Source organism: Rhodocyclus gracilis (assembly GCF_009617575.1).
GTDB classification, from domain to species: Bacteria; Pseudomonadota; Gammaproteobacteria; order Burkholderiales; family Rhodocyclaceae; genus Rhodocyclus; species Rhodocyclus gracilis.
In genome coordinates, this window is sequence record NZ_WIXJ01000005.1 from 85,500 (window position 1) to 112,497 (window position 26,998).

Here is a 26,998-nt window from a genome sequence, read left to right on the forward strand (position 1 = left end):
ACGTCGACCGGAGGTGCAAAAGGCGGTGGCCGTGCCGTCGGGCAGGCGGCGCTGCGTCGCAGCGTGTGCCGACGCGGCGCCGCCCGGTGTACTGCCCCGGACGGCACGACCTCCCGGTTAGTAGCGGTAGTGCTCCGCCTTGTACGGACCTTCGACCGGCACGCCGATATAGGCCGCCTGTTCCGGGCGCAGGACGGAGAGTTGCGCGTTGAGCGTCTTCAGCTGCAGGCGGGCGACCTTCTCGTCGAGGTGCTTGGGCAGCGTGTACACGCCGACCGGGTAGTCATTGGTGCGCGTGAACAGTTCGATCTGGGCGATCGTCTGGTTGGCGAACGAGGAGCTCATCACGTAGGACGGATGGCCGGTACCGCAGCCGAGGTTCACCAGGCGGCCCTTGGCGAGCAGGATGATGCGGCGGCCAGAGGGGAAGATGACGTGATCGACCTGCGGCTTGATCTCTTCCCACTGGTACTGCTCGAGCGAGGCGACGTCGATCTCGTTGTCGAAGTGACCGATGTTGCAGACGATGGCGTTGTTCTTCATCGCCACCATGTGCTCGTGCGTGATCACGTGGAAGTTGCCGGTGGTGGTGACGAAGATGTCGGCCTTGTCGGCAGCGTACTCCATGGTGACGACGCGATAGCCTTCCATCGCCGCCTGCAGCGCACAGATCGGGTCGATTTCGGTGACCCACACCTGCGCCGACAGCGCGCGCAGCGCCTGCGCCGAACCCTTGCCGACGTCGCCGTAACCAGCGACGACGGCGATCTTGCCGGCGACCATCACGTCGGTCGCGCGCTTGATGCCGTCGACCAGCGATTCGCGGCAGCCGTAGAGGTTATCGAACTTCGACTTGGTCACCGAATCATTGACGTTGATCGCCGGGAACTTGAGTTCGCCGCGCTGGTGCATCTGGTACAGGCGATGGACGCCGGTGGTGGTTTCTTCGGTGACGCCCTTGATCTGCGCCAGACGCACCGAATACCAGGTCGGATCGATGGCGAGCTTGGCGCGGATGGCGGCGAAGAGGATGGTTTCTTCTTCGGAGCCCGGCTTGGCGATGACCGAAATGTCCTTCTCGGCGCGCGCGCCGAGGTGCAGCAGCAGCGTCGCGTCGCCGCCGTCGTCGAGGATCATGTTCGAATAGCCGCCATCGGCCCACTCAAAGATGCGGTGCGTGTAATCCCAGTAGTCGGAGAGCGTTTCGCCCTTGACCGCGAACACCGGGATGCCTTGCGCGGCGATCGCGGCAGCGGCGTGGTCCTGCGTCGAGAAGATGTTGCACGAGGCCCAGCGGACTTCGGCGCCGAGCGCGACCAGCGTCTCGATCAGCACGGCAGTCTGGATGGTCATGTGCAGGGAGCCGGTGATGCGGGCGCCCTTGAGCGGTTGAGAGGCGGCGTACTCTTCGCGGATCGCCATCAGACCGGGCATTTCGGTCTCGGCGATGCGGATTTCCTTGCGGCCCCAGTCGGCCAGATTCAGGTCGGCAACGATGAAGTCTTTGTCAGCCACAGCAAGCTCCTTCAGAACAGCAGCCGGAGGTGGCGACGAGGGAGCAATGACCTGAGGAAGGCCGGACTCACCCGCCACCCACGCCCGGCGCGGGGGGTCGGATGAGCGCCGTTTCGGTCCGAGCCTGGGACTGTCGGACGACAGCCTTGCAGCGCTCCTCGGAGTGGGGCGGATTATACGCAGTTTTCCGCCGGACGCGCTGACGCGGCAGTCGCCCCGATCAGCTTGCGCTTTCGCCGGTTAACCAGAGACGGTCGAGGTCAGGAAAGTTCCATGCGGCAGGATCTTCGCGCGCGGCGATTTTTTCTGTGCTGCCCGGCCGCGACAGATCGACGATCTCGGGGGGCAGGCGCGCGTTCGAGCGCGTCGAGAAAAACACTTTGACGCGTGGTGCGAGTAGCGAGCGCGCGCTTTGCTCGACGACGATAGCGAGTCGACCCGAGGCTAGTCTTACCAGCGAGCCGATCGGATAGATGCCGAGACTCTTGACGAAGGACTGGAAGATCGCCGGGTCGAAATGGCCTTGTGTCCATTCCGCCATGCGGCGCAGCGACTCGGCCGGGTCCCAGCCGGCCTTGTAGGGACGGTTCGAGGTGATGGCGTCGTACACGTCGCAAACGGCGCCCATGCGCGCAAAGCGGGAAATCTGCTCGGCGGGCAGATGGTCCGGATAGCCCGAGCCGTCCATCTTCTCGTGGTGATGCAGGCAGACGTCGAGGGTGACTTCGTGCGTACCCTTGGCTTCGAGCAGCAGGCGGTGGCCTTCCACCGGGTGCTGTTTGACGATGGCGAACTCCTCATCGGTCAGCTTGCCCGGCTTGTTGAGCACATCCATCGGCATCAGGGCCTTGCCGAGGTCGTGCAGGAGTCCTGCATGGCCTGCGGCACGGGTGTCTTCCTCGCTGAGGCCCATCTGGCGGGCGAGAGCAACCATCAGCGCACAGACGGCAACGGAGTGCAGATAGGTGTAATCGTCAGCGGTCTTGATGCGCGCCAGACTGATCAGGGCGCCCGGATTGCGGGTGACGGAATCGGAAATTTCTTCGACCAGGCGCTGCGTGGCCGCTGTGTCGATGGCGCGGCCCATGCGCGCCTCCTGAAACATCGAAACGACCGCCTGCTTGCCTTTGGCGCAGATGCGCGCAGCCCGCGCCAGCTCTGCGGAGACGCCGACGCGCTCGATCTGGCGGGCGCTCGAGGCGGCGCGCGCCAACTCGGCTTCGACTTCGGCTTCCGATTCGGCAAACGAGACGGTTTTGACTTCCGGGGCGACATCAAGCCCCTTGCTACAGTCGATCCATACCTCCTTGATGCTGCTGGCGAGAATTCGCTGCAGATCGCGCGGGTCGTCCATCACGAAGGCGTTTCGCCAGAACGGATGCTCCATCCAGGAACCGCAGAATTCCTTGATGTGCATGCCGACCCGCAGGTCGTTGACGCTGATCTTTTTGAGCATGGCGGGCCGCGCAGTGGAGCAGGAACGTATGTGAACGAGATGTTTCTGCGAGTCTACTCGACTCGCCATCTTTTGCGCGGCAGATGACTCTGTGCGCGCCACATCGTGCGCCTGCTCCGCACTGCGTGTGACCAGCCCGTACCCGCCCGTCCTCAGGTGGCTGCGGCGTCAGCGCTGGGCCAGAGATAGGCGTCCATCGACAGCCCGCGGTAGGTGAATTCCGGGCGGAAGCGCACCGCGCGATCGCCAGCGCTCGCGCCGAGAGCGACGGCGAGTGGATGAAAATGCTCTTCGCTGGGGTGCGCGTCGGCGCCGTATGGTGCGTCACGGTAGCCCAGCACGGCGGCGTCGTCGCCGGCAAGAATGCGTTCGCCCAGCCAGTCGCTGAACTGCTGTGCCACCGCCAGCGGCGGCTGGCCGGCCGAGGTGTGAAAGTCGAGCCAGGCGAAGTTGTGCGTGATGGCGCCGGAAGCGACGATCAGCACGCCCTCATCACGCAGCGGCGCCAGTGCCTGTCCGAGGGCGTAGTGCGTGGCGACGCTGCCGCCATGGATCAGCGAAAGCTGGGTGACGGGGATGTCCGCCCCCGGATACATCGCCAGCAGAGGAACCCAGGCCCCGTGGTCGAGCCCGCGCTCTGGATCGGTGTCAGCGGTGATGCCGGCTTTGGCGAGTTGTGCCAGCACGCGCCCGGCGAGCGCCGGCGCTCCTGGTGCCGGGTAGCGCAATTGGTAGAGGCGCGGGTCGAAGCCGGCGAAGTCGTGCACCGTCGTCGGTGCCGCGCTCAGGCTGAGCGTCGGGCGGGCGGCTTCCCAGTGCGCCGAGACGACCAGAATGGCCGACGGCGGCGGCACCTGCTGGCGGATGGCACTCCAGCAGGCCACCGTGTCGGGCGCCTTGATCAGGGCATCCGGCGCGCCATGCGAAACGAAGACGACGGGCATGCGAGCGCTCATGAGCCGGCTTACTCCTTGATCGCTTCGACGCTGATGTGCAGCGTCAGTTCGTCGGAGACGAAGGGCGCGTATTTGTCGAGCTTGAAGTCGGAGCGCTTGATCGTCGTCTGGGCGTTGGCGCCGATGGCATCTTTTTCAAGCATCGGGTGCGGCATGGCGTGGAACGAGGTGATTGTCAGCTCAACCGGGTGGGTGATTCCCTTGATGCTCAGCAGCCCCGCCACGGCAACCGGCGTGTCGCCGTCGAAACGGGCGTGCGTCGAGTGAAAGGTGATCGTCGGGTGATGCGCGGTGTCGAGGAAGTCCTCGCCTTGAATGTGCTCGTTGAACAGCGCGTAGCCGGTATTGACCGAGGTCGCGTCGATGCTGACGTCCACCGATGCCGTTCGGGCGGCGCGGTCGAGCGTGATCGTACCCTGGGTCCGGTCGAAACGGTGCGACTGGCGCGAGTAGCCAAAGTGGCTGTACTCGAAGCGCGGCGAGGTGTGCGTTTCGTCGATGATGAAGGTGGCGGCGTTCGGGGTGCTTGCAGTGCTCATGAGAGGTCTCCGTTGTGGGCTGATCGCTGGGTTTCGTCCGCCTCGGCTGGCTGCGTCGTGCGGTCGATGGGGGCACTTTACGGAGAAGCGTGGTGCAGAAATAGGAGACAATCCGCAATTGATTGTTGCTGATTGTGCAACTTAAGGGGGCGAGATGGACAGGCTCGATGGCATGCGTATCTTCGTTCAGGTGGCTGAGGCCGGCAGCTTCGCCGGGGTTGCGCAGCGTCTGAATGTGGCACGCTCCGTCGTCACGCGACAGGTGGCGGCGCTGGAGGCGCATCTTGGCGTCAAGCTGCTGGCGCGCAGCACGCGGCGTCTCAGTCTGACCTCGGCCGGCGCGAGCTATCTGGAAAAATGTCGGGAAATCCTGACCCTGCTTGAGCTAGCGGAAGGCGGGCTGCACGACGAGGATCGGCAGGCCCGCGGGCATCTGCGGGTCACGTTGCCCTTCTCGTTCGGCCTGCATCGGCTGATGCCGATCTTTGGCGAGTTCAGTGCAGAGCACCCCGACATATCGCTAGAGCTCGATTTCAACGACCGGCGCGTCAATCTGATCGAGGGTGGCTTCGATCTGGCGATTCGCATTGGCGAGCGTCTCGATCCGGGCGACGTCGCGCGCAAGATCGGCCACAGCCAGAGCGTCGTCGTCGCTTCCCCCGCGTATCTCGCGCGGCGCGGGTGTCCGCAGCATCCGCGCGAACTGGCCGCGCACGACTGCTTCGGCTACGTGCTGTCCTCGCGCTCGAACTGGTCGTTCATCATTGACGGGCAGATGCAGACCTTCCCAATCGCCGGGCGCATCGAGGCCAACAGCGGCGACGCCTTGCTCGCGGCGGCGATACAAGGACTGGGCATTACCTGTGCACCGACCTTCATCGCCGAGGCGGCAGTGCGCGACGGGCGGCTGTTGCGCATCCTCGACGACTTCGCCTGTCCGGAATTCGGCATCTACGCGGTGTTTCCGGGTAATCGCTACCTGCCGCAGCGGGTGCGCGTGCTCGTCGATACGCTGGCGGAGCGTCTTGCCGCCGCCCCGTCCTGGGACGATATCGCCCGCACCTCGGGGATTTCGTGACGGCCGCGCGTTGCGCGGTGGCCGGCGGGTGATGCGAAAGCCGGGCGAAAAAAAAGGGGAGCGATGAACGCTCCCCTTTTGGCGGCGCAGGCGGTGGATCAGAGGCCGGCGTCGGCGCGCAGTGCGGCGGCCTTGTCGGTCGCTTCCCACGTGAATTCCGGCTCGTCGCGGCCGAAGTGGCCGTAGGCGGCGGTCTTCGAGTAGATCGGACGCAGCAGGTTGAGCGTCTGGATGATGCCCTTCGGACGCAAGTCGAAGTGACGGCCGATCAGCTCAACGATCTTGGCGTCGGCGATCTTGCCCGTGCCGAAGGTGTTGACCATCAGCGACACCGGACGCGCCACTCCGATAGCGTAGGCGACTTGCACTTCGCAGCGATCCGCCAGACCCGCGGCGACGATGTTCTTCGCCACATAGCGGCCAGCGTAGGCGGCCGAGCGGTCGACCTTGGACGGATCCTTGCCCGAGAAGGCGCCACCGCCGTGGTGCGCAGCACCGCCGTAAGTGTCGACGATGATCTTGCGGCCAGTCAGGCCGCAGTCGCCGTGCGGGCCGCCGACAACGAAGCGGCCGGTCGGGTTGATCAGGTAGCGCGTATTGCCCGTGAGCAGCTCTTTCGGCAGCACCGGCTTGACGATTTCTTCGATGACGGCTTCCGAGAGATCGGCGTGCGAGATGTCCGGACCGTGCTGCGTCGACACGACCACCGTGTCGATCGCCACCGGCTTGCCGTCGACGTAGCGGACGGTCAGCTGGCTCTTGGCGTCGGGGCGCAGCCACGGCAGACGGCCGTCCTTACGCACTTCGGCCTGACGCTGCATGATGCGGTGCGCGTAGTAGATCGGCAGCGGCATCAGCGTGGCGGTTTCGTTGCAGGCGTAGCCGAACATCAGGCCCTGGTCGCCGGCGCCCTGGTCGAGATCGAGGCCTTCGCCTTCGTTCACGCCTTGCGCGATGTCCGGCGACTGACGGTTGATGGCGGTCAGAATGGCGCAGCTCTTGTAGTCGAAGCCGATTTCGGAATCGTTGTAGCCGATGCGACGAACGGTGTCCTGCGCGATTTCGCGATAGTTGATGTGCGCCGTCGTCGTGATTTCGCCGGAAATGACGACGAGGCCGGTGGAGACGAGCGTCTCACACGCCACACGACCCGTCGGATCGCTCGCCAGGATGGCGTCGAGAATGGCGTCAGAAATCTGGTCGGCTACCTTGTCCGGATGCCCTTCGGAGACCGATTCAGAAGAAAACAGATAATCTTGGCTCATGCAAAAGCTCCAGAAACAAAAAACCCCGTGACGGCTGCGTTGCCGGCTCCGGGGTTTGAGCAGACGACGATTTAGCAGTATGCAACCAAGCCGATTTCCGGCTTCCCCGCCCTGCAAGTTGTCCTGAGTAACTCGGCGGATGGATAATTGTCGTTTGTTTCGCGGGGGGGGTCAATCGGCGCCTGCCGCGATATTCCTGTGGATTGCTTTTGTGCGGGTGGCTGCTTGACCTTTCTCTTTCGTATTCTCAGCCGTCTGCCATTGCGCTGGCTGCACCGCCTGGGGGCGCTTCTGGGCTGGCTGGTCTGGTGTCTGTCGCCGACCTATCGTCGCCACCTTCAGGAAAACCTGGTGGGCGCGCTGGGGGCGTCAGAGGCGCGGCGGGTGCGCAACGCGGCCATCGCCGAAGCGGGCAAGACGGCCCTCGAACTGCCGGCGATCTGGCTGCACCCGCTGGCGGTCGCCGCCAGGATGGTGGTGCGCGTGAGTGGCTGGGAACTCGTCGAAGCCGCGCAGGCGCAGGGGCGCGGCATCCTCTTCATGACGCCTCATCTCGGCTGCTTCGAGATCACGGCACAGTATTTTTCGTGTTTCGCACCGATCACGGTGCTCTATCGTGCGCCGAAGCAGCGCTGGTTACAGGAGATGATCCTGACCGGCCGGGCGCGGGCGCAGCTCAAGCTGGCGACGGCCGACCTCGCCGGCGTGCGCTCGCTGATCAAGGGGCTGCGGCGTGGCGAGGCGGTCGGCATGTTGCCCGATCAGGCGCCGAAGGTTGGCGAAGGGCGCTGGCTCGATTTCTTCGGCCGGCCGGCGTACACGATGACGCTGGCGGCGCGCCTTTCGGAGACGAATTCGACGGTGTTCGTCGTCTGGGCCGAGCGCCTGCCGCACGGCGCCGGCTATCATTTTCATATTCACACGCCGGCGGCGCCGATCGAGGGGACGACCGACGAACGCGCCCAATGCATCAACCACGAGATCGAGCGTCTGATCCGCCTGTGCCCCGAGCAATACCTGTGGGGCTACAACCGCTACAAACGTCCGGCGGGCGCCGAGCCGCCGCCTCTCGCCGTCGAGCGTGCATCATGAGTCTGCAACTACCGTCGCGACTGCTGGTGGGGGTGCTGTGGCTCCTGCATTGGCTCCCCTTGCCCGCCTTGCGCGCGCTCGGCGCCCTCTTCGGTGAGGTGCTTTATCTCGTTGGCCGGGAGCGGCGGCGGGTGGCGCTGCGCAATATCGGTCTTTGCTTTCCGTCGCTCGACGCGCCGGCGCGCCGGCAACTGGTGCGGCGGCACTTTGTCGCCTTCGCCCGTGCCTTTCTCGACCGCACACTGCTCTGGTGGGCGCCCCGCCAGCGTCTTGAGCGTCTGATCACGGTCGAGGGCAGCGAGCATCTGCTGGCGGCGGATGGGCGGGCAACGATCCTGCTGGCGCCGCATTTCGTCGGTCTCGATGCCGGCGGTTCGGTGGTGACGATGATGACGCCGGTCGTCAGCGTCTACGCCAATCAGAAGAATCCGGTATTCAACGCCGTCCTGCTCGCCGGGCGTCTGCGCTTCAACGCGCCGCTGCTGCTGTCGCGGCAGGACGGCATGCGTCGCGCCTTGCGCGCCTTGCGCGACGGCCTGCCGTTCTACTACCTGCCCGACATGGATTACGGTGCGCGCGATGCCCTGTTTACGCCGTTCTTCGGTGTGCCGGCGGCGACGATTACCGGCGTGTCGCGTCTGGCGCGTCTGGCCAACGCGCGCGTCGTGCCATGCATCACGCGCATGACGGACGCCGGCTATACCGTCGAGTTGCAGGCGCCGTGGGAAGACTTCCCCGGCGAAAGCGTCGAACTCGACACCCGGCGCATGAATGCGTATATCGAGAGTCAGGTACTGCGCATGCCCGAACAGTATTTCTGGCTGCACAAGCGCTTCAAGACCCGCCCTCCCGGCGAAGCGAAAATCTACTGAGGATTGTCATGTCGATCACCCTATCGCCGATGCGCGCCGACGACATCGCGGCAGTTGCCCGCCTCGCGCGCGTCGTCTGGCAGGTCACCTACCGCGACATCATCACGCAAGCGCAGATCGACTACATGCTCGATGAACGCTATGCCGCGCCGCGTCTCCTGGCCGAACTGGCGAGCGACGCGCACTGGTGGGATCTGGCGCGCGAGGCTTCCCCTGCGCTGGGCGCAGCGGCGACCCCGGATGCGGCTGGCGCACCCGGCGGGACGCTCCTCGCCTTTGCCGCGACGCAACGGAGCAGCCAGCCGGGGGAATTGAAGCTCGACAAGCTCTATGTCGATCCTGCACAGCAACGCCGCGGCATCGGTGGCGCCTTGATCGCCCGGGCGGTAGCGCGGACGCGCGATCTCGGCTGCCATACGCTCATTCTGGCCGTGAACAAGAGCAATGCCCCCGCTATCGCCGCCTACGGCAAGCACGGCTTTGCCGTGCGTGAATCGGTCAGGGTCGATATCGGCCACGGCTTCGTCATGGACGACTTTATAATGGCCCGATCCGTATGAGCGCCGCGGCGCGGCGGTTTGCTGCCAGCGGCCTCTTGCTGCCGGCATCGGCGCTGGCGCCCTCCTGCCGGTTTTCCCGGTTTTATCTTTTGCTGCCCGTCCGCCCATGATTCTCCGCTTTACCAAGATGCACGGCCTCGGTAACGACTTTGTCGTGCTCGACGGCATTCGTCAGTCGCTCGCCTTGACGCCGGCGCAGCTGCGCTTTCTCGCGGATCGTCGTTTCGGCATCGGCTGCGACCAGATTCTGCTTGTCGAACGGCCGACCCGGCCGGATGCCGATTTTCGTTACCGCATCTTCAACGCCGATGGTGGCGAGGTCGAGCAATGCGGTAACGGCGCTCGCTGCTTCGTGCGTTTCGTCGTCGACAGCGGTCTGTGCACGGCCCGCGAGATCGTCGTCGAAACGCAACGCGGCCTGATTCGCCCGCGTCTGGAGGCGGACGGCAATGTCACCGTCGATATGGGCATTCCCCGCTTCGCCCCCGCCGAGATTCCCTTCGTGGCCGATGCCGACACCGTGCTGCATACGCTCGCCGTCGGCGAGCAGGCGCTCGCCATTTCCGTCGTCTCCATGGGCAACCCGCATGCGGTGCAGTGCGTCGACAGCGTCGACACGGCGCCGGTCGAGGTGCTGGGGCCGCTGATCGAAGCACACCCGCGTTTCCCGCAGCGGGTGAACGCGGGCTTCATGCAATGCGTCGACCGTCATTCGATTCGCCTGCGCGTCTATGAGCGCGGTGCGGGGGAAACGCTCGCCTGCGGCACTGGCGCCTGCGCAGCGGTTGTCGCCGGGGTGCGGCGCGGCCTGCTCGATTCGCCGGTGCGCGTGACGACGCGCGGCGGGGATCTGCGCATCGCCTGGGACGGTCCGGGGCACCCGGTGCTCATGAGCGGGCCGGCGACCACCGTGTTTACGGGCGAAATCTCCCTCGATCACTAAAGCGCCCCGCGCGCCTCACTCCTTGCCAACAGGACACCATTCCCCATGAACGCTGAAGAAGTCGCGAACTTTCTCCAGGAAAACCCGAAGTTCTTCGAGCAACACGCCGATCTGATGTCGCAGCTCGTCATCCCGCATCCGCATGGCGGGCGTGCCATCTCGATCACCGAGCGGCAAATGCTGACCCTGCGCGACAAGAATCGGCAACTCGAAGAAAAAATGCGCGAGCTGCTGCAGTTTGGCGAAGACAACGATGCCATCAGCGAGAAGATGCATCGCCTGGGCGTTGCCGTCATCGCCGCCGCCAGCTTCGGCGCCGTACTGCATACGCTCAATTTCCATCTGCGCGACGACTTCGCCATTCCCCACTTCGCCCTGCGTCTCTGGGAGCGCCCGGCCGACGCCGACGAGCTGCCGGAATTCGCCGCTGTCAGCGAAGAGTTGCAGGTCTTTGCCGAAACGCTCGGCCAGCCCTATTGCGGCTCGACGACCGGCTTCGGCACGGCGGCCTGGTTCAGCGATGGTGCCGCGCACGTCCGTTCGCAGGCGCTGATCGCGCTGCGCAATGCCGGCGGCACCATCGGCATGATTGCGCTGGGCAGCGAGGACGCGCAGCGGTTCTACGCCGGCATGGGCACGCTATACCTCGAACGCCTCGGCGAGATGGCGTCGGCCGCCCTCGCCCGCGTGCTGTTCCGGTAGTTTCTGGCGATGACGCCGTCGGCTCTGGTTCCGGTCTGGCTGGCCGAACTGGCGGATCAGCGACGGCAGTCGCCGCATACGGTCGCCGGCTATCGGCACGATCTTGAATGCCTGCTGGAACTGGCCGGCGAGACTCCGCTGGAGTCCTTGACGGCGACGCACATCCGCCGCTTTGTCGGCGTGCTGCATGCGCGCGGTCTCGGTGGCCGCACGCTGGCGCGTGCCCTTTCGGCCTGGCGTGGCTACTACCGCTGGCTTGGCCGGCGCGGCGTTCTGGCGCGCAACCCGGTGGAAGGCGTGCGCGCCCCGAAAAGTCCGCGCCCCCTGCCGAAGGTGTTGTCGCCGGACGAAGCCAATCGGCTGCTTGGCGACGCGCTGCGGGCGCCCGTCCGCGCCACATCGCCGGATGCCGGGGCTTCTGCCGAGGACGCCGATGCAGAGACGTCGCGCGCGGCGCTGGTGGCCTTGCGCGATCAGGCGATGTTCGAGCTTTTCTACTCGTCGGGGCTGCGCCTGTCGGAGCTGGCGTCGCTCGATGTCGATTGTCTGGCCGACATTGCCAGTGGCGAAGTGCGTGTGCTCGGCAAACGCAGCAAGACGCGGCAGGTGCCGGTCGGCACACGGGCGCGCGAGGCGATTGCCGCCTGGGCGGCGCAGCGCGAAGCCCTGGCGGCCCGCGGCGAGAAGGCGCTGTTCGTTGGCGTGCGGGGAGCGCGTATTGCCGTGCGTATCATCGAGCAGCAGCTCGAACGCCGCGCCGTCGCACAGGGCTTGCCGATGCGCGTGCATCCGCACATGCTGCGCCACTCGTTTGCCTCGCATGTCTTGCAGTCGTCGGGCGATCTGCGCGCGGTGCAGGAAATGCTCGGCCACGCCAGCATCGCTTCGACGCAGGTCTACACCCATCTGGATTTTCAACATCTGGCGAAGGTCTACGACGCGGCGCACCCGCGCGCCCGGCGCAAGTAGCGTCAGCGTCGGTGACGCATTCGCTGGCGCGGGGCTGGCTTAAAATCGCGCCTTTGCTGTTTGCAGAGTTCCCCTTCGTAGATTCCCCACTCGCGAATCCACTCTTCGCAGATTCCACTTTCGCACGCAGCGCCAACCGGCGCAGGAGACCATAGTGAAGACTGAGCAAGACGGCGCCCGCCTCGGCGTGGCCGATGTCGTCACGTGGGACGAGCGCTATGCGCTCGGCTTCGACGAAATCGACGCGCAGCACCAGGCCCTATTCACGCTGATCAACGACATCTGGCACGCGCAGGTCCGAGGGGCCGACAGGGCGACGGTCGACGCGCTGATCGGTCGTCTGGAACGCTACACGCGCGAGCATTTCGCGGCCGAAGAAGCCCTCATGCGCAGCGAAGGCTGTCCGGAGATCGCCGCGCATCTGGCCGAACACCAGCAGTTCATTCACCGGGTGGCGCTTGAGCGGGAACATCTGGGCGAACGAGGAGTAGTCAGTCTCGACATGCTGCATTTTTTGCGCGACTGGCTGGTGAGCCATATCCTGCGCGCCGACGCCGCCTATGCGCGCTTTCTGGAGCAAGGCACGCCCCGCCCCGGCTTCGCGCTGAGCCGATTTTTTACCCGTTTTCTTGGTTGAACCATGGCAAAACTGATTCTGCATCCCGGCAAGGAGCGTTCGCTTCTGCGTCGCCACCCGTGGATTTTCGCGGGCGCCGTCGAGCGTCTGGTGGGCCGCGCGCGCGCGGGCGATACGGTGGAGGTTTTCGCCGCCGATGAGCGTCCGCTGGGTCGCGCCGCGTGGAGTCCGCAGTCGCAGATTCGCGCCCGCATGTGGAGCTTCGACGCCAACGAGACGATCGACGATGCCTTCTTCAAGCGCCGCGTCGCTGCTGCCGTCGCCCGCCGCAACGGGCTGCCGGAGTTGCAGGGACAGGACGGTGTGCGTTTGCTGCATGGCGAAACGGACGGCCTGCCCGGCGTCGTCGCCGACCGTTACGGCGATACCCTTGTTTTGCAATTGACGGCGGTTGGCGCCGACCGCTGGCGGCGCGCCATCGTCGGCGCTCTCTTGGCGGCGACGGGCTGTTCGCATCTCTACGAGCGTTCCGACGCCGACGTGCGTCGCCTCGAAGGCTTGCAGCCGGAGGTGGGCTGGCGTGTCGGCGGCCCCGGCGAAGGTGAGACGCCCGCGCTCGTCATCAACGAAAATGGTGTGCGCATGCACGTCGATGTGGTCGGTGGCCACAAAACCGGCTTCTATCTCGATCAGCGCGACAACCGCTGGCGTGTGCGCGCACTGTCGGATGGGCGTTCGGTGCTCAACTGTTTCTGCTACACCGGCGGCTTCAGCCTGCAAGCCCTGGCTGGGGGCGCCAGTCGCGTGCTTTCCATCGATTCGTCCGGGCCGGCGCTGGCGACTGCCGCGGCCAATCTGGCGCTCAATCCGCAGCTCGAGGCCGCCCGCGCTGAATGGCGTGAGGCCGACGTTTTCAGCGAGTTGCGGCAGCTCAAGGCGGCGGGTGAGCGTTTCGACCTCATCATTCTCGACCCGCCGAAGTTCGCTCCCTCGGCGGCGCATGCCGAACGTGCCGCCCGCGCCTACAAGGACATCAATCTGCAGGGCTTCCGGCTGCTGGCGCCGGGGGGGCTGCTGATGAGCTATTCGTGTTCGGGCGGCATCAGCGCCGAACTGTTTCGCAAGGTCGTCGCCGACGCGGCGATCGACGCCGGTCGCTCGGCGCGCATCGTCGAGCATCTCGCCGCCGCGCCGGATCATCCGGTCGGCCTCGCCTTCCCCGAAGGCGAGTATCTGAAGGGACTGCTTTGCCAGGTCGATTGAGCATGATGGTCGTGCCGCGCGAAGTCGCCACCTTCGGGCAGGTGTTCACGCCGCCGGCGGTTGTCGCGGCCATGCTCGCCCTGCGCCGCAATGCGGGTCGCTGCCTCGAACCCTCGTGCGGCGACGGCGCGTTTTTTCGCCATTTGCCCGCCGGTACTCTCGGGATCGAGATTGACGCGCGGCATGCGCCGGCGGGCGCGCGCGTCATGGATTTCTTCGCGCTGCCGGCAGAGGAGCGCTTCGCGACGATCATTGGCAACCCGCCGTATGTGCGCTATCAGGACATCGCGCCGGCGACGCGCGCACGCCTGTCGGCCGAACACTTCGACGGGCGCTCCAATCTCTACCTGTTCTTCATCGAGAAGTGCCTGCGCCATCTCGATGAAGGTGGCGAACTGATCTTCATCACGCCGCGCGATTTCCTCGCCGCCACTTCCGCGCTGCGTCTCAATCGGCTGCTCTACGCGAGCGGCAGCATCACGCATTTCATTGATCTCGGGGATTTGCATCTTTTCGACGGCGCGACGCCCAACTGCGCTATCTGGCGCTTCGTCCGGGGGGATTTTTCGCGGCGCACGCGTTTCGCCGCGCTCGGCAGCGCCGCCGGCGTTGCTGCCCTCGCCGCTCCGGCGTGGGAGACGCGTTGCTTTGTCGAGGCGGGCGGGCACTTGCGGTTTCTTCGCGAGGCACCGGCGCTGTTGTTGGGCGATATCGCCAGCGTGCGAGTGGGCGCTGTCTCCGGTGCTGACGCCATTTTTGCCGACGCGGAACACGGCAACCGGGAGTTTGTCTGTTCCAGCACGGTCGCGACCGGCAAGACGCGGCGCATGATCTGGGTAGAGCCGGGCGGGGCGAACGATGCGCCGCCGGCGGTGCTGCTGCCGCACAAGACGCGCCTGCTGGCGCGACGCGTGCAGCCTTTTCACGAGGCCAACTGGTGGCATTGGGGCCGCAGCTACTTTCAGTCCGAGCGTGCGCGGGTCTACGTAAACAGCAAGACCCGTCAGTCGTCGCCGTTTTTTGTTCACGACTGCGTGCATTACGACGGATCGGTGCTCGCCATCTTTCCCCACAATCCGCAGGTGGATGTCGCAGAACTGGCGAGCGCACTGAATGGCGTCGATTGGCAGGCGGCGGGCTTCGTCTGTGATGGCCGCTTCCTCTTTACGCAGCGCAGTCTCGAGCATGCGCCGCTGCCGGCGGCGTTTCGCATGTTCCTGCCCGCGCCCGGTGTAAACTAAACGACCGAAATGGTCAGAATCCGGCGTGCGCCGAGCACTCGCCGGTGGAGAAAGGTATCCATGGTTCCCCGTCTTACCACCGCCCTCAGCGGGCCGCTGCTCGAACTCGAGCGGCGTTTTCTCGATAACGCCGCTACCATCGAACGCTGGCTGCGCAGCCAGTGGCAGGAACACACGCCGCCGTTCTACGGCTCGGTGGACCTGCGCAATGCCGGCTTCAAGCTGGCGCCGGTCGACATGAATCTTTTTCCCGGCGGCTTCAACAACCTCAACGTCGCCTTCCTGCCGCTCTGTGTGCAGGCAGCGATGTCGGCGGTAGAGAAAATCTGCCCCGACGCGCGCAATCTCCTGCTCATCCCCGAGAACCACACACGCAACCGCTTCTACCTGCAAAACGTCGCGCAGATCGCCGCCATCCTGCGGCGCACCGGTCTCGACGTTCGCCTGGGTTCGCTGTCGCCGGAGATCACGGCGCCGACGACGGTCGAACTCGACGACGGCGCGTCCCTCCTGCTTGAGCCGCTGGTGCGACGCGGTGACCGGCTCGGCGTCGACGGCTTCGATCCGTGCATGATCCTGCTCAACAACGATCTGTCGGCGGGCATTCCCGACATCCTGCGTGGTCTCGACAGCCAGCATCTCCTGCCGCCGTTGCATGCCGGCTGGGCGGTGCGGCGCAAGTCGCAGCACTTCGCCGCGTACGACGATGTGGCCAGTGATTTTGCCAAGCTGATCGGCATCGATCCCTGGCGCATCAATCCCTACTTCGCCAGCTGCGACGAGATCGACTTTCACGACCGGCAAGGCGAAGACTGTCTCGCCGCCAAGGTCGACGGCCTCCTGACGATGATTCGCGAGAAGTATCGCGAGCATGGCATCGACGAGACGCCCTACGTCGTCGTCAAGGCCGACGCCGGAACCTATGGCATGGGCGTGATGACCGTGCGCGACGCGGCCGAAGTGCGCGGTCTCAACCGCCGCCAGCGCAACAAGATGTCGGTGGTGAAGGAAGGCCTCGCCGTGTCGCAGGTGATCATCCAGGAAGGCGTGCAGACCTTCGAGGAAGTCGCCGGCGGTGTCGCCGAGCCGGTGGTGTACATGATCGACCGCTACGTCGTCGGGGGGTTCTACCGTGTGCACACGGCGCGCGGGCGTGACGAGAACCTTAACGCGCCGGGCATGCACTTCGAGCCGCTGGCCTTCGAAACCTGCTGTACGCTGCCCGATCAGCGCTGCGATCCCGATGCGGCGCCGAATCGCTTTTACGCCTATGGTGTCGTCGCCCGGCTGGCCTTGCTGGCCGCGTCGCTGGAACTCGAGCGCACGTCCCTGCCCGCCGGCGTCGCTTAGGCGGCCGCCGCCCCGACTGCCTCGTTCGCAAGGTCTGAAAGGTCCGCCCGCATGCATTTCGCCTTCATCGTTGATCCGCCGGACTCGCTCAAGCCGGCGAAGGATTCGAGCATCGCCATGATGCGTGCCGCGCAGGCGGCGGGCCATGGCGTGTCGATCATCGAAGCGCCCGATCTCTTCTGGGATTCGCAGGCGGACGCGGTGGCCGCCGAGGCGCTGTCGATCACCCTGACGGCGTCGGCGGAGTCCTGGTACGTGCCCGGTGAGCGGCGCACGCTGGCCTTGCGCGACGTCGACGCGATCGTCATGCGCAAGGATCCGCCCTTTGATCTCGAATACGTCACGGCGACCTGGCTGCTCGAACGTGCCGAGCACGATGGCGCGCGTGTCTTCAACCGCCCGCGTGCCCTGCGCGATCACTCCGAAAAACTCTCGATTGCCGAGTTCGCCCGCTTTGCCGCGCCGACGCGCGTGGCCCGCCGCGCCGAGGCCATTGACGCGTTCATCGACGAGCACGCCGATGTGATCCTCAAGCCGCTCGACGGCATGGGCGGCGCTGGCGTTTTCCGGGTGCGCCGCGACGACCCGAATCGCAATGCGATCATCGAGGCGCTGACCGATCTGGGGGGGCGCACGATCATGGCGCAGCGCTATCTGCCAGCGATCAGCGACGGCGACAAGCGCATCCTCATCATCGATGGTGAGGTCGTCCCCTATTGCCTCGCGCGCATTCCCCGCAGCGGCGAGACGCGCGGCAATCTGGCGGCGGGCGGGCGCGGGGTGGCGCGCCCCCTCTCCCCGCGCGATCGCGAGATCGCTACGGCGCTGGCACCCGTGCTGGCGGCGCGCGGTCTCTTTCTCGTTGGCATCGACGTCATTGGCGACTGCCTGACCGAGATCAACGTCACCAGCCCGACCTGCATGGTCGAGATACAGGCACAGACGGGTTTTGATGTGGCAGCGATGTTCATCACCGCGCTCGAACGAGCCGTGCGCGCGGCCCCCCTCACCTCGCGCGGCGCAGGGGTGGCGGACGCATGAGTGAGCATGGCGGGGTAAGGTCGTGCCCGTCGCTGGCGCAACTTGGCGGCTGGCTGGGTGGATGGCTGCTGCGGGCGGCGGCGTTGCTCGGGTTGAGCTCGCTGCTGTTGAGCGGTTGCGCGCGCGAATCGGTGTATCAGCAGGAATCCTTCGTTTTCGGCACGCGCGTAGAAGTGATCATCGCCGGCGTCGACGAGGCGGTCGCAGTGGCGGCGGCCGATGCGGTGCTGCGCGAGTTCGACCGTTTGCACCGCACCTATCACGCCTGGCAGCCTTCGGAGCTGTCGGCGCTGAACGCCGCGCTGGCCGCTGGCCAGTCGGTGTCGGTCAGCCCGGAAATGGCCGGCTTCATCGCCGACGCACAGCAGCGTTCGGCGGTGGGTGAGGGGCTCTTCGATCCGGGCATTGGCCGGCTGATCCATCTCTGGGGCTTTCAGGCGGACGAGTTCGTCGCCACCCTGCCGGACGCGGCGGCCCTCGCTGCCTGGCGGGCGGAGCGCCCCGGCATTGCCGAAGTGGTGCTGAAGGAAGGACGTGTCAGCAGCCGTTCGCGAGGTGTGGCGCTCGATTTCGGCGGTTATCTGAAAGGCGTGGCGCTCGACCGTGGCGCGGCGATCCTGCGGGCGCACGGCGTGAATAACGCGCTGATCAATATTGGCGGCAACGTAATGGCTTTGGGTGATCGCTACGGGCGGGCCTGGCGTGTCGGCATTCAGCACCCGCGCAAACCCGGCCCGATGGCAACGCTGGCTCTTGCCGATGGCGAGGCGATTGGCACGTCCGGCGACTATCAGCGGTATTTCGAACTGAACGGCCGGCGCTACTGCCACCTGCTTGATCCGCGCACGGGCGAGCCGGCGTCGGCTACCGAGGCGGTGACCATCGTCATTCCGCGCGTGGCCGATGCGGGGACGCGTTCGGATGCGAGTTCGAAGCCTTTGTTCGTCGCTGGCACCGCCGACTGGCCGCGACTGGCGAAAAAAATGGGGATCGACGAGGTGCTGCGCGTCGACGGCGCCGGGCATGTGCAAGTGACGGCGGCGCTCAATCGCCGCCTCACCTGGGTGGGCGATGCGCCGGCCGATCTTGAGGTGTTGCCGTGAGCGAGAGTACGCGCGACGGTGGCAAGGGCATGGTCATCGACCCCCTGCCTCGGCGTGCGTCGGCGGGCTTTGGCGGTAACTCGCGTATGGCGACGCTCGGTGCTCGCGCGGCGACGTGCGCGCCGGGGAATTCCCTTAGAATGACAGGACGATAGGGCGGTGCGGCGATGATCGGTGTCTTTCTGATTACGCATGGCAGTTTCGGTGAAGCGCTGTTACAGAACGTCTATCACGTTCTCAATCGCCGCCCGCCGTTGCTGGCACAGCTGGGTTTGGCCGCGCAGGACGATCCGCTGGATTTGCTGCCGACGGCGCAACGCATGCTGGCCAGCGTCGATGCCGGCGATGGCGTGCTGATACTGACCGACATTTTCGGCGCGTCGCCCGCCAATCTGGCGCTCAAGCTGCTGGAGCCGGGGCGGGTCGAAGGGGTGGCGGGAGTCAATCTGCCGATGCTCCTGCGCGTCCTGACTTACCGCGAGAAGGGCCTGGAAACGATGCTGCAGAAGGCCATCAGCGGCGGTCGTGATGGCGTGTGCGACATGAGTGGTGTGTGAGAAGCATGAAGGGGCTGCGCGGCGTCGTGAACGACGCCGTTTGGGGGCGCAACGGCCCGTAGAGGGGTAGGCGGAAGTGCCGGGGAGCGACGCAGCGGTCGCGCCGAAGAATTGATGCAGGCAAACAGGGGACGGGAAACCGGGTATGGCACGCGCGGAAGTCGAAATCATCAACAAACTTGGGCTGCATGCTCGTGCGTCAGCCAAACTCACGCAGCTCGCCGGGAGCTTCCCTTGCGAGGTGTGGATGGAAAAAGGCGCGCGACGCGTTAACGCCAAAAGCATCATGGGCGTGATGATGCTCGCCGCCGGTCGCGGATCGACCGTCGTCATCGACACGCAGGGCGATAACGACGACGCGGCGCTGGCAGCGATTCTGGCGCTTATCGCCGACCGTTTCGGCGAACACGAATAAGCGGGCGCCAATTATGAGCTACACGCTGCAAGGCTTGGGGGTTTCTGGCGGCATTGCGATCGGTCAGGCGTGCCTGCTTTCGCACGCGACGCTGGAAGTGGCTCACCTGACCCTGTCAGCGCGTCAGATCGACAAGGAAATTGCCCGCTTCGAAGCCGCCATCGCCAGCGTGCGCGGCGAGTTCGAGGCGATCAAGAAAGGCATGGGCGCGGCGCCGGGCGACTTCGGCGCGTTCATCGATCTGCATGCGATGATTCTTTCCGACCCGGAGTTGTCGGAAATGCCGAAGGTGCTCATCCGTGAGCGCGCCTGCAACGCCGAATGGGCGCTGGTGCAGCAGATGGAGCATCTCGTCGCGCAGTTCGAGAAGATCGAAGACCCGTACCTGCGTGAGCGCGCCGACGATGTGCGGCAGGCGGTGGAGCGCGTGATCAAGGCGCTGTCCGGCAAGGACGGGCGCAGTGTGCTGAAGGCGCGGGGGCAGCGCGAGGCGAATCAGATCATCGTCGCGCACGACCTGTCGCCGGCGGACGTCATCGTTTTCAAGGAGCACCCCTTCGCTGCCTTCATCACCGATGTCGGCGGCGCGACCTCGCACACGGCGATTCTCGCGCGCGGCCTGCGCATCCCGGCGGTGCTCGGGTTGCACAGCGCGCGCCAGCTCATTCGCGACAAGGACACGCTGATCGTCGACGGCACGCGCGGCGTTGTGATCGTCAGCCCCGACGCGCACGTGCTCGAAGAGTACGAGTTACGCAAAAGCCAGATCGAGCTCGAACGCAACAAGCTCAAGCGCCTGAAAACGGCGCGCTCGCGCACGCTGGACGGCATTTCCGTCGATCTGCATGCCAACATCGAAGTGCCGGCCGACGTTGCCGGCGCGCTGGAGGCGGGAGCCGAGGGGATTGGCCTCTTCCGTACGGAATTCCTCTTCATCGGCGGTGGCGACATGCCGTCGGAAGACCAGCAGTTCGAGGCGTATCGCAAGGTGGCGCGCGGCATGGACGGGCGCCCGGTCACTATCCGCACCTTCGATCTTGGCAACGACAAAGATCCTCGCCCGGAGGAAAACCAGTTCGATCGGGTGAAGACGAATCCGGCACTTGGCCTGCGCGCCATCCGTCTGTCGCTTGCCGAGCCAGCGATGTTCCAGACGCAGCTACGGGCGATTCTGCGGGCGTCGCACTACGGCAAGGTCAAACTGCTGGTGCCGATGCTCGCCCACGCGCAGGAAATCGATCAGACCCTGGCGGCTGTCGAGCAGGCGAAGTCGAGCCTGCGCGGCGAAAAAATTCCCTTCGACGAGTCGATGCCGGTCGGAGGGATGATCGAAATTCCCGCCGCCGCCTTAGCGGTCGGGTTGTTCCTGCGCCGGCTCGACTTCCTGTCGATCGGCACCAACGACCTGATCCAGTACACGCTCGCCATCGACCGTTCCGACGAGGAAGTCTCGCACCTCTACGATCCTCTGCATCCAGCCGTGCTGATGCTGCTGGCGCATACGATCAGCAGCGCCGAGAAGGCTGGTTGCCCGGTCTCTGTCTGCGGCGAGCTGGCGGGCGACGTCAGCATGACGCGCCTCCTGCTCGGCATGGGGCTGCGCCAGTTCTCGATGCATCCGGGGCAACTGCTGGAGGTCAAGCAGCGGGTGCTGATGAGCAATGTCGCTGACACCGCGCCTCTGGCGCGTCGTTTGCTGCGTTGCGAAGAGCCGGCGAAGATCCGCGAGCAGATCGAGCGCCTGAACGGTCTTTAGGCGCGACCAGGGCGGAAACAACAACGCCCGCACGAGGGCGGGCGTTGCGAGGGGTGTGGCTGCGGTGTCTCTGGCGGCTGGGGCGGCTTCGATGTGGTCGCTGCGCCGGCTAGCCCCTCGCGGCCAAGGGCGTTGCGCTGACTTATTCCCGCTGCTTGCTGGCCTTGCCTAGCCTTTCAGGCAGTCGCTCATGAATTTCTTGCGTTCGTCGCCCTTGAGCGCCTTGTCGCCGGCTTCCTTATTGCAGGTCTTCATCTTGTTCTGCTGCGTTCCCGGTTCGGCGGCTGGCGCGGCGCTCTCGGTTTTGCCCGACAGGCAATTGCTCATGAAGGCTTTGCGCTCGTCACCCTTCAGGGCCTTGTCCTTGGCGTCCTTGTTGCAGGACTTCATGCGTTCCTGCTGCGCCTGCTGGGCGGGCGACGGGGCTTTCTTGGCGTCATCGGCGGCCAGTGCGTTGCCGGCGAACACGCTACAGGCGAAGCTCAGACAGAGAATCAGTGCTTTATTCACGGCTATCTCCACGCGGGGTTGAAAAGGTGCGCCGATTATAGGCGGGCCTTACATGTCATCGTCAAGCAGGGCCTGCTGCTGACGGTTGATGAATTCGCCCATGCTGTCTATGCCGCGCAGTTGCAGGATGGTGTTGCGCACGGCGGCTTCGAGCAGCACCGCGAGGTTGCGGCCAGCAGCCACCGGGATCAGCACTTTGCGGATGGGGACACCGAGCACTTCCTGTGTTTGCGCGTCGAGCGGCAGGCGTGGCGCATCGGCGGCGGCAACGGGCTTTTGCAGGTGGACGATCAGCTTGAGCTTCATCTTCCGGCGTGACGCCGTTTCGCCGAAGATGGTGCGGATGTTGAGTAGACCCAGACCGCGCACTTCGAGATAGTCGCGCAACATGCCGGGGCAGCGGCCTTCGATCGTTGTCGGCGCGATGCGCGCCAGTTCGACAACGTCGTCGGCAACGAGGCCGTGGCCGCGCGAAATCAGCTCCAGCGCGAGTTCGCTCTTGCCAACGCCTGAGTCGCCGGTAATCAGGATGCCCATGCCGAAAACGTCCATGAAGACGCCGTGCATGCTGCTGGTGTCGGCGAGTCGGCTGGACAGGTAGATGCGCAGCAGGTCGATCACTGCCGAACAGGGTTTCGGGCTGGAAAAGAGTGGCGTGCGCGTCGCTTCGCAGACCTGCTTGATGACGGGGTCGATGTCGTGGCCGTCGGCGACGATGAGTGCCGGTGGCTCGGCGGCCATCAGCTCGTTCAACTGGCCGAGCAGACGCTTCGGATCGACGCGGCGGGCCCAGCTGACTTCGGCGTCGCCGATCACTTGCAGGCGATCCGGGTGGATGACGTTGAGGTGGCCGACGACGTCAGCGCCGTAGTTGCCTCGCTCCTTAAGTTCGATCTGGCGGTCGATGCCGATGGCGGCGACCCAGTTCAGCGCCAGCTTTTCGCGATTGTCTTCGTACAGGCGCAGAACGTTGAAGCGGCGCATGGTCAGGCGTCGGCGCTGAAGAGGGCGTGGATGGCTTCGGCGTCGGGCGCGCTGGCGAGCGCCTCGCGACACTGGCGGTCGGAGAAGCGCTGGGCAAGCTCCGAGAGGATCTGCAGATGCTGTTCGGTCGCCTGTTCGGGAACCAGCAAGACGAAAAGCAGCGATACCGGCTTGCCGTCGGGCGAGTCGAAGGGGACGGGCGCCTGCAGGCGGATAAAGGCACCACAGGCGTTCTTCAGGCCCTTGATGCGCCCGTGTGGAATGGCGATACCCTGCCCCAGACCGGTCGAGCCGAGTCGCTCGCGGGCGAAGAGGCTATCGAAGACGGTACTGCGGGCAATGCCCAGATTGTTCTCGAAGAGCAATCCAGCGTGCTCGAAAACGCGCTTTTTGCTACCGGCGTCGAGGTCGAGCAGGATGTTTTCAAGCGGGAGGAGATTGGCGATCAGGCTCATTCGGCACGGCTCGCGGGGCGACGTGAAGGAAACATACGCGAAAGCAGCGGAAATGTCGTGGCGGCGCGGCGGCGCCGATGCAGGGAGTACGCATCGGCTACCGCCACAGGACAGTTACTCACCAACGATGGCGTCGCCGATGCTCTGGCCGCGATGGTGGTCCTGAACCTTCTGCTTGTACTTCTGGACTTGCCGGTCGAGCTTGTCGACGAGGCTGTCCATGGCGGCGTAGAGGTCTTCTTCGATGGCCTCGACATGGATGTCCTTGCCGCTCAGGTGAACGGTGACTTCAGCCTTTTTCTTCAGCTTGTCGACGCTCAGCGTCGCAGCGACGTCGATGACGTGGTCGAAGTGGCGCACAACGCGTTCGAGTTTGACCGAGAGGTATTCGCGGATGGCCGGGGTAACTTCCAGATGACGCCCACTGATTTGCAGATTCATGTGCTGCTCCTTTTTATAACGACTTACGTAAATTCACGGGCGGGATGTTGAGCGCTTCGCGGTATTTTGCAATCGTTCGCCTCGCGACCACAATCCCCTGCTGACCGAGAACGTCGGAGAGCTGGCTGTCTGAAAGAGGTTTCTTCGGGTCTTCGGCGCTGATCAGTTGCTTGATCAGGGCGCGAATGGCTGTTGCCGAGCAGGCGCCGCCCGTATCGGTGGCGACGTGGCTGCCAAAGAAATACTTCAGTTCGAAAATGCCGCGCGGCGTCGCCATGTATTTTTGGGTAGTGACGCGCGAGATTGTCGATTCGTGCAGGCCAAGAATATCGGCGATCTCGCGTAGCACCAGCGGTCGCATGGCGACTTCGCCATGTTCGAAGAACTGACGCTGTCGATCGACGATGGCCTGGCCGACGCGCTGGATGGTGTCAAAGCGCTGCTGCACGTTCTTGATCAGCCAGCGTGCCTCCTGCAACTGTCCGGCGAGCCCCGAGCCGCGTTGGCGCGAGAGTATGTCGGCGTACAGCCGGTTGATGCGCAGACGCGGATAGGCCTCGCCATTGACGGAGACCGTCCACTGCCCGCGCAGCTTGCGCACGACGATGTCCGGCGTGATGTAGCGCGCTTCAAGGGCGGCATATTGCGCGCCCGGTCGCGGGTTGAGACTGCGGATCAGCGTCTGCGCGTCGCGCAGTGCCGCGTCGTCACAGCCGGTCAGCTTCTTGATGCGGGCGAAGTCGTGTGCGGCGAGAAGCGGCAGGTGCTCGCGCGCGATACAGAGCGCCAGCGCCTGAATCGGCTCGGCGGGGAGCTCAAGTAATTGCAGCGCGAGACATTCCTGCGGGCTGCGCGCGCCGACGCCGGTCGGCTCGAGGCTGTGCAGGAGCGACAGGGCGACGGCCAGTTCATCCGCGTCGACTTCCTGCTCGGCAGGTAGCAGTTCGGCGAGTTCTTCGAGCGATTGCGTCAGGTAGCCGTCTTCGTCGAGGGCATCGATCAGGCATTGCGTGAGGGTGAGATCGCGTCGCGGCAGCTGCATGAGGCCAAGCTGCCAGAGAAGGTGCTCGCGTAGCGTCGTCGTGCATGCCTGCACCTCGCGGAAGTCCGCATCGTCGTCATCGTTGTTGCTGCCGCTGCCACTCGCCGGGTAGAGGCCTTCGCTGCCCCAGGCGTCGTCGAAAGCGTCGCACTCGGTCGGCGATTCGGCGTTCTCGGCTTTCTCGGGGGGCGCCGAGGTGTCGCTTTCACCGCCTTCCGGGCGTAGCGCCGTGTCGGCGGGAACGGCAGGGTAGTCTGCCTCGCTGCGTTCAAGCAGCGGATTTTCGGCGAGGTACTTCTCGATTTCCTGCTCAAGCTCGACCGTCGACAGTTGCAGCAGCCGGATCGACTGTTGCAACTGCGGCGTCAGCGCCAGGTGTTGGGACAGCTTGAGCTGGAGGGTCGGTTTCATGGTCGGAGCCGGGGGTGTTGCCGGAGCTCGCGTGCGCCGAGAAACCGGCGACGGAGCCGGGGGCCGGCGCGGGAGCTACAGGCGGAAGTTCTCGCCCAGATAGACTTTACGGACGCTTTCATTGTAAATGATTTCATCTGGCCGCCCGTCGGCCAGCACTGCGCCCTCGTTGATGATGAAGGCGCGGTCGCAGATGCCCAGCGTCTCGCGCACGTTGTGGTCGGTGATCAGCACGCCGATGCCGCGTTCCTTGAGGAAACGGATGATCTTCTGGATTTCCAGAACGGCGATCGGGTCGACGCCGGCGAAGGGTTCATCGAGCAGGATGAAGCGCGGGTTGGCCGCGAGGGCGCGGGCGATTTCCACGCGGCGACGTTCGCCGCCGGAAAGCGCCGCCGCTGGGCTTTTGCGCAAGTGCCCGATGTGCAGTTCGTCGAGCAGGTTTTCCAGTCGACCGTTGATCTGGCTGCGCGGAATCTGTTGCAGCTCCAGTACGGCCTGGATGTTTTCGCTTACCGACAGCTTGCGGAACACCGAGGCTTCCTGCGGCAGGTAGGCAAGCCCCATACGGGCGCGCTGGTGGATCGGCAGGTGTGTCAGACGCGTGTCGTTAAGCAGGACATCGCCGCCGTTACAGGCCACCAGACCAACCACCATGTAAAAACAGGTCGTCTTGCCCGCGCCGTTCGGCCCGAGCAGACCGACGACTTCGCCGCTCTCCACCGAAAACGACACGTCGCTGACGACGGTTCGCGCTTTGTAACGTTTTTTCAGCTTGCTTGCGACAAGCGTGCTGCGATTCTCGGACATCGGAAGGCAACCCGGAAAATTGGACAACTCGTCATACGCCGCACGCGACCCGCGCGGTACGTCCCGCTTCGTCACGCTTCTTGCCATGCCCGCCGCCATTCAAGCGCTGGGCGGACAAATCTGGCGATCTCGTGCCTGCGCCACAAAAAGCGTGCCGGAACGGGCGAAGGCTGGCGATGCTAGCACGCCTGATCGTCGTCGCGGGCGTTGCACGTCGGCGAAGCGTATTGTCCTCCGTCCGCGTCCGTTCAGTACGACGCGTCGAAATCGTCCGCAATGGCTTCGCTGCTAGCGGCCGCTTGCAGGACGCGTCGCACGACATCGCCGGAAAACCCGCGCGACAGCAGATGCCGCATCTGGCGGGCGTATTCCTTGGCGTCGCAGGCGGCCTGTCCGAATTTGCGTTGCCATAGCGTTTGCGCGCGCGTGAACTCGTCGCCGGCCGCGAGGCGCAGGGCGTCGGCAACTGCTTCAGCGTCGACGCCTTTTTGCCGTAGCTCGTTGCCAAGGCGGGCGTTGCCGTAGCGCGCCGCACGGGCGCGTACACGGTTCTCGGCGTAGCGCGTATCGGCAACGAGCCCGCGTTCGACAAGGTCGTCGAGCAGCGCGGCGATGGTTACGCCGGGATCGGCAGGATCAGTAGCTTCGTGCGTATCGAAAGCACTCGTCTGAGGCGTCGGGGCTACGTCGGTGCAAGGGGGGGCGGATGCAAAATCCGAGACCGATTCGCCACAGGACTCCGGCGCGTATTTGCGGGCGCCTTCGCCAATGCAGTCGAATGCGTCGTCAGGCCAGCCCCGTTCGTCGCCCACCTCCTCGTGTGCCGTGCCAGCGAAACGGCGGGCGGGCGCTTTGCTCGCAAAGTCGTGCTCGTCGTCGCGGTCATCGCTGCGACTATGGCTGCCACGACTACGCGCGCGGGCGGGTTCGCTGGCGGCCGTCGCGGCGGCGGTGAGCTTGCGGTGCAGTTCGGCGCGTGTGTAATCGCGACGGGCCAGCAGGCGCAGCGCGTAGTCGCGCAGGCCGCTGGCGCCGTCGGTGGCACGCCGGCGCGTCATCTTGGCGCTAGGTGGTGCGTGGCCCGCTGAGTGAACG

The 26,998-nt window shown here is 65.2% G+C and carries 28 protein-coding genes and 1 riboswitch; of the genes, 16 read left to right on the plus strand and 12 right to left on the minus strand.

Features of this window, described 5'->3' with window-relative positions; translation table 11 throughout:
• Positions 1-117 precede the first annotated feature (117 nt).
• From ahcY to GHK24_RS08685, 4 genes are all read right to left on the minus strand, one after another.
• Positions 118-1,515 (minus strand): adenosylhomocysteinase, encoded by a 1,398-nt coding sequence (ahcY, locus tag GHK24_RS08670; protein ID WP_340666148.1) that lies wholly within the window; start codon positions 1,513-1,515, stop codon positions 118-120.
• A gap of 96 nt (positions 1,516-1,611) precedes the next feature.
• Positions 1,612-1,679, minus strand: a riboswitch (S-adenosyl-L-homocysteine riboswitch).
• 56 nt (positions 1,680-1,735) lie between these two features.
• Positions 1,736-2,971, minus strand: coding sequence for an HD-GYP domain-containing protein (locus GHK24_RS08675; RefSeq protein WP_153472137.1), 1,236 nt, complete (start codon positions 2,969-2,971; stop codon positions 1,736-1,738).
• 152 nt (positions 2,972-3,123) lie between these two features.
• Positions 3,124-3,927 (minus strand): dioxygenase family protein, encoded by an 804-nt coding sequence (locus tag GHK24_RS08680; RefSeq protein ID WP_194286402.1) that lies wholly within the window; start codon positions 3,925-3,927, stop codon positions 3,124-3,126.
• A gap of 8 nt (positions 3,928-3,935) precedes the next feature.
• The gene (locus tag GHK24_RS08685; RefSeq protein WP_153472140.1) at positions 3,936-4,466 is read right to left on the minus strand and encodes a YceI family protein; all 531 of its coding nucleotides are present in this window, start codon (positions 4,464-4,466) and stop codon (positions 3,936-3,938) included.
• Between the two features lie 154 nt (positions 4,467-4,620).
• Between GHK24_RS08685 and GHK24_RS08690 the strand changes: the two genes are divergently transcribed.
• Entirely contained in the window at positions 4,621-5,544 is a 924-nt protein-coding gene (locus GHK24_RS08690) for a LysR family transcriptional regulator (RefSeq protein ID WP_153472143.1), read from the plus strand.
• Between the two features lie 98 nt (positions 5,545-5,642).
• Here the strand turns inward: GHK24_RS08690 and metK are convergent, their stop codons facing one another.
• Positions 5,643-6,809 (minus strand): methionine adenosyltransferase, encoded by a 1,167-nt coding sequence (gene metK / locus GHK24_RS08695; RefSeq protein WP_153472147.1) that lies wholly within the window; start codon positions 6,807-6,809, stop codon positions 5,643-5,645.
• A 225-nt stretch (positions 6,810-7,034) separates the two neighbouring features.
• Between metK and GHK24_RS08700 the strand changes: the two genes are divergently transcribed.
• The 15 genes from GHK24_RS08700 (at position 7,035) to ptsP (ending at position 21,250) form a co-directional block, all read left to right on the plus strand.
• Positions 7,035-7,901: a lysophospholipid acyltransferase family protein gene (locus GHK24_RS08700; protein WP_153472150.1), complete on the plus strand. Its 867-nt coding sequence runs from the start codon at positions 7,035-7,037 to the stop codon at positions 7,899-7,901.
• Positions 7,898-8,773, plus strand: a complete 876-nt coding sequence (locus GHK24_RS08705; protein WP_153472154.1) for a lysophospholipid acyltransferase family protein — start codon at positions 7,898-7,900, stop codon at positions 8,771-8,773. The genes GHK24_RS08700 and GHK24_RS08705 overlap by 4 nt, the downstream gene beginning before the upstream one ends.
• An 8-nt stretch (positions 8,774-8,781) precedes the next feature.
• Positions 8,782-9,333, plus strand: coding sequence for a GNAT family N-acetyltransferase (locus tag GHK24_RS08710; RefSeq protein ID WP_153472159.1), 552 nt, complete (start codon positions 8,782-8,784; stop codon positions 9,331-9,333).
• A 106-nt stretch (positions 9,334-9,439) separates the two neighbouring features.
• Complete coding sequence (gene dapF, locus GHK24_RS08715) at positions 9,440-10,276, plus strand: diaminopimelate epimerase (protein ID WP_153472162.1); 837 nt, start codon at positions 9,440-9,442, stop codon at positions 10,274-10,276.
• Positions 10,277-10,321: 45 nt separating this feature from the next.
• Positions 10,322-10,978, plus strand: coding sequence for a DUF484 family protein (locus GHK24_RS08720; RefSeq protein WP_153472165.1), 657 nt, complete (start codon positions 10,322-10,324; stop codon positions 10,976-10,978).
• 9 nt (positions 10,979-10,987) lie between these two features.
• Complete coding sequence (locus tag GHK24_RS08725; RefSeq protein WP_153472167.1) at positions 10,988-11,947, plus strand: tyrosine-type recombinase/integrase; 960 nt, start codon at positions 10,988-10,990, stop codon at positions 11,945-11,947.
• A 154-nt stretch (positions 11,948-12,101) separates the two neighbouring features.
• Positions 12,102-12,584 (plus strand): bacteriohemerythrin, encoded by a 483-nt coding sequence (locus GHK24_RS08730; RefSeq protein ID WP_340666149.1) that lies wholly within the window; start codon positions 12,102-12,104, stop codon positions 12,582-12,584.
• 3 nt (positions 12,585-12,587) lie between these two features.
• Positions 12,588-13,787: a class I SAM-dependent rRNA methyltransferase gene (locus GHK24_RS08735; protein WP_153472169.1), complete on the plus strand. Its 1,200-nt coding sequence runs from the start codon at positions 12,588-12,590 to the stop codon at positions 13,785-13,787.
• Positions 13,788-13,789: 2 nt separating this feature from the next.
• On the plus strand, positions 13,790-15,028 hold the full coding sequence (locus GHK24_RS08740; RefSeq protein WP_228384624.1) for an Eco57I restriction-modification methylase domain-containing protein: 1,239 nt from the start codon (positions 13,790-13,792) through the stop codon (positions 15,026-15,028).
• A gap of 60 nt (positions 15,029-15,088) precedes the next feature.
• Positions 15,089-16,378 (plus strand): glutamate--cysteine ligase, encoded by a 1,290-nt coding sequence (gene gshA / locus GHK24_RS08745; protein ID WP_153472171.1) that lies wholly within the window; start codon positions 15,089-15,091, stop codon positions 16,376-16,378.
• A 51-nt stretch (positions 16,379-16,429) separates the two neighbouring features.
• Positions 16,430-17,419, plus strand: a complete 990-nt coding sequence (gene gshB / locus GHK24_RS08750) for a glutathione synthase (protein WP_153472173.1) — start codon at positions 16,430-16,432, stop codon at positions 17,417-17,419.
• Positions 17,416-18,522: an FAD:protein FMN transferase gene (locus tag GHK24_RS08755; protein ID WP_153472175.1), complete on the plus strand. Its 1,107-nt coding sequence runs from the start codon at positions 17,416-17,418 to the stop codon at positions 18,520-18,522. The genes gshB and GHK24_RS08755 overlap by 4 nt, the downstream gene beginning before the upstream one ends.
• Positions 18,523-18,689: 167 nt before the next feature.
• On the plus strand, positions 18,690-19,079 hold the full coding sequence (locus GHK24_RS08760) for a PTS sugar transporter subunit IIA (protein ID WP_153472177.1): 390 nt from the start codon (positions 18,690-18,692) through the stop codon (positions 19,077-19,079).
• 145 nt (positions 19,080-19,224) lie between these two features.
• Entirely contained in the window at positions 19,225-19,494 is a 270-nt protein-coding gene (locus tag GHK24_RS08765; RefSeq protein ID WP_153472179.1) for an HPr family phosphocarrier protein, read from the plus strand.
• A gap of 13 nt (positions 19,495-19,507) precedes the next feature.
• The gene (gene ptsP / locus GHK24_RS08770) at positions 19,508-21,250 is read left to right on the plus strand and encodes a phosphoenolpyruvate--protein phosphotransferase (protein ID WP_153472182.1); all 1,743 of its coding nucleotides are present in this window, start codon (positions 19,508-19,510) and stop codon (positions 21,248-21,250) included.
• Between the two features lie 168 nt (positions 21,251-21,418).
• Here the strand turns inward: ptsP and GHK24_RS08775 are convergent, their stop codons facing one another.
• From GHK24_RS08775 to GHK24_RS08805, 7 genes are all read right to left on the minus strand, one after another.
• The gene (locus tag GHK24_RS08775; RefSeq protein WP_422917822.1) at positions 21,419-21,760 is read right to left on the minus strand and encodes a PsiF family protein; all 342 of its coding nucleotides are present in this window, start codon (positions 21,758-21,760) and stop codon (positions 21,419-21,421) included.
• A 48-nt stretch (positions 21,761-21,808) separates the two neighbouring features.
• Positions 21,809-22,744, minus strand: coding sequence for an HPr(Ser) kinase/phosphatase (hprK, locus tag GHK24_RS08780; RefSeq protein ID WP_153472185.1), 936 nt, complete (start codon positions 22,742-22,744; stop codon positions 21,809-21,811).
• Between the two features lie 2 nt (positions 22,745-22,746).
• A complete protein-coding gene (gene ptsN / locus GHK24_RS08785; RefSeq protein WP_153472188.1) occupies positions 22,747-23,199 on the minus strand; it encodes a PTS IIA-like nitrogen regulatory protein PtsN in 453 nt (150 codons plus the stop codon).
• Between the two features lie 114 nt (positions 23,200-23,313).
• Positions 23,314-23,640, minus strand: coding sequence for a ribosome hibernation-promoting factor, HPF/YfiA family (gene hpf, locus GHK24_RS08790; RefSeq protein ID WP_153472192.1), 327 nt, complete (start codon positions 23,638-23,640; stop codon positions 23,314-23,316).
• 13 nt (positions 23,641-23,653) lie between these two features.
• On the minus strand, positions 23,654-25,093 hold the full coding sequence (locus GHK24_RS08795) for an RNA polymerase factor sigma-54 (protein ID WP_153472196.1): 1,440 nt from the start codon (positions 25,091-25,093) through the stop codon (positions 23,654-23,656).
• 75 nt (positions 25,094-25,168) lie between these two features.
• Complete coding sequence (gene lptB, locus GHK24_RS08800) at positions 25,169-25,903, minus strand: LPS export ABC transporter ATP-binding protein (protein ID WP_153472199.1); 735 nt, start codon at positions 25,901-25,903, stop codon at positions 25,169-25,171.
• 248 nt (positions 25,904-26,151) lie between these two features.
• Complete coding sequence (locus tag GHK24_RS08805; protein WP_153472202.1) at positions 26,152-26,961, minus strand: regulatory protein RecX; 810 nt, start codon at positions 26,959-26,961, stop codon at positions 26,152-26,154.
• Positions 26,962-26,998: the final 37 nt, after the last annotated feature.

What these genes read in the sequence shown, in the direction of transcription:
- GHK24_RS08675 (WP_153472137.1), bottom strand. Translation starts at nt 2,971, where the DNA reads ATGCTCAAAAAGATCAGCGTCAACGACCTGCGGGTCGGCATGCACATC.
- GHK24_RS08680 (WP_194286402.1), bottom strand. Translation starts at nt 3,927, where the DNA reads ATGAGCGCTCGCATGCCCGTCGTCTTCGTTTCGCATGGCGCGCCGGAT.
- GHK24_RS08685 (WP_153472140.1), bottom strand. Translation starts at nt 4,466, where the DNA reads ATGAGCACTGCAAGCACCCCGAACGCCGCCACCTTCATCATCGACGAA.
- GHK24_RS08690 (WP_153472143.1), top strand. Translation starts at nt 4,621, where the DNA reads ATGGACAGGCTCGATGGCATGCGTATCTTCGTTCAGGTGGCTGAGGCC.
- metK (WP_153472147.1), bottom strand. Translation starts at nt 6,809, where the DNA reads ATGAGCCAAGATTATCTGTTTTCTTCTGAATCGGTCTCCGAAGGGCAT.
- GHK24_RS08705 (WP_153472154.1), top strand. Translation starts at nt 7,898, where the DNA reads ATGAGTCTGCAACTACCGTCGCGACTGCTGGTGGGGGTGCTGTGGCTC.
- GHK24_RS08710 (WP_153472159.1), top strand. Translation starts at nt 8,782, where the DNA reads ATGTCGATCACCCTATCGCCGATGCGCGCCGACGACATCGCGGCAGTT.
- dapF (WP_153472162.1), top strand. Translation starts at nt 9,440, where the DNA reads ATGATTCTCCGCTTTACCAAGATGCACGGCCTCGGTAACGACTTTGTC.
- GHK24_RS08720 (WP_153472165.1), top strand. Translation starts at nt 10,322, where the DNA reads ATGAACGCTGAAGAAGTCGCGAACTTTCTCCAGGAAAACCCGAAGTTC.
- GHK24_RS08725 (WP_153472167.1), top strand. Translation starts at nt 10,988, where the DNA reads ATGACGCCGTCGGCTCTGGTTCCGGTCTGGCTGGCCGAACTGGCGGAT.
- GHK24_RS08735 (WP_153472169.1), top strand. Translation starts at nt 12,588, where the DNA reads ATGGCAAAACTGATTCTGCATCCCGGCAAGGAGCGTTCGCTTCTGCGT.
- GHK24_RS08740 (WP_228384624.1), top strand. Translation starts at nt 13,790, where the DNA reads ATGATGGTCGTGCCGCGCGAAGTCGCCACCTTCGGGCAGGTGTTCACG.
- gshA (WP_153472171.1), top strand. Translation starts at nt 15,089, where the DNA reads ATGGTTCCCCGTCTTACCACCGCCCTCAGCGGGCCGCTGCTCGAACTC.
- gshB (WP_153472173.1), top strand. Translation starts at nt 16,430, where the DNA reads ATGCATTTCGCCTTCATCGTTGATCCGCCGGACTCGCTCAAGCCGGCG.
- GHK24_RS08755 (WP_153472175.1), top strand. Translation starts at nt 17,416, where the DNA reads ATGAGTGAGCATGGCGGGGTAAGGTCGTGCCCGTCGCTGGCGCAACTT.
- GHK24_RS08760 (WP_153472177.1), top strand. Translation starts at nt 18,690, where the DNA reads ATGATCGGTGTCTTTCTGATTACGCATGGCAGTTTCGGTGAAGCGCTG.
- GHK24_RS08765 (WP_153472179.1), top strand. Translation starts at nt 19,225, where the DNA reads ATGGCACGCGCGGAAGTCGAAATCATCAACAAACTTGGGCTGCATGCT.
- ptsP (WP_153472182.1), top strand. Translation starts at nt 19,508, where the DNA reads ATGAGCTACACGCTGCAAGGCTTGGGGGTTTCTGGCGGCATTGCGATC.
- hprK (WP_153472185.1), bottom strand. Translation starts at nt 22,744, where the DNA reads ATGCGCCGCTTCAACGTTCTGCGCCTGTACGAAGACAATCGCGAAAAG.
- ptsN (WP_153472188.1), bottom strand. Translation starts at nt 23,199, where the DNA reads ATGAGCCTGATCGCCAATCTCCTCCCGCTTGAAAACATCCTGCTCGAC.
- hpf (WP_153472192.1), bottom strand. Translation starts at nt 23,640, where the DNA reads ATGAATCTGCAAATCAGTGGGCGTCATCTGGAAGTTACCCCGGCCATC.
- GHK24_RS08795 (WP_153472196.1), bottom strand. Translation starts at nt 25,093, where the DNA reads ATGAAACCGACCCTCCAGCTCAAGCTGTCCCAACACCTGGCGCTGACG.
- lptB (WP_153472199.1), bottom strand. Translation starts at nt 25,903, where the DNA reads ATGTCCGAGAATCGCAGCACGCTTGTCGCAAGCAAGCTGAAAAAACGT.
- GHK24_RS08805 (WP_153472202.1), bottom strand. Translation starts at nt 26,961, where the DNA reads ATGACGCGCCGGCGTGCCACCGACGGCGCCAGCGGCCTGCGCGACTAC.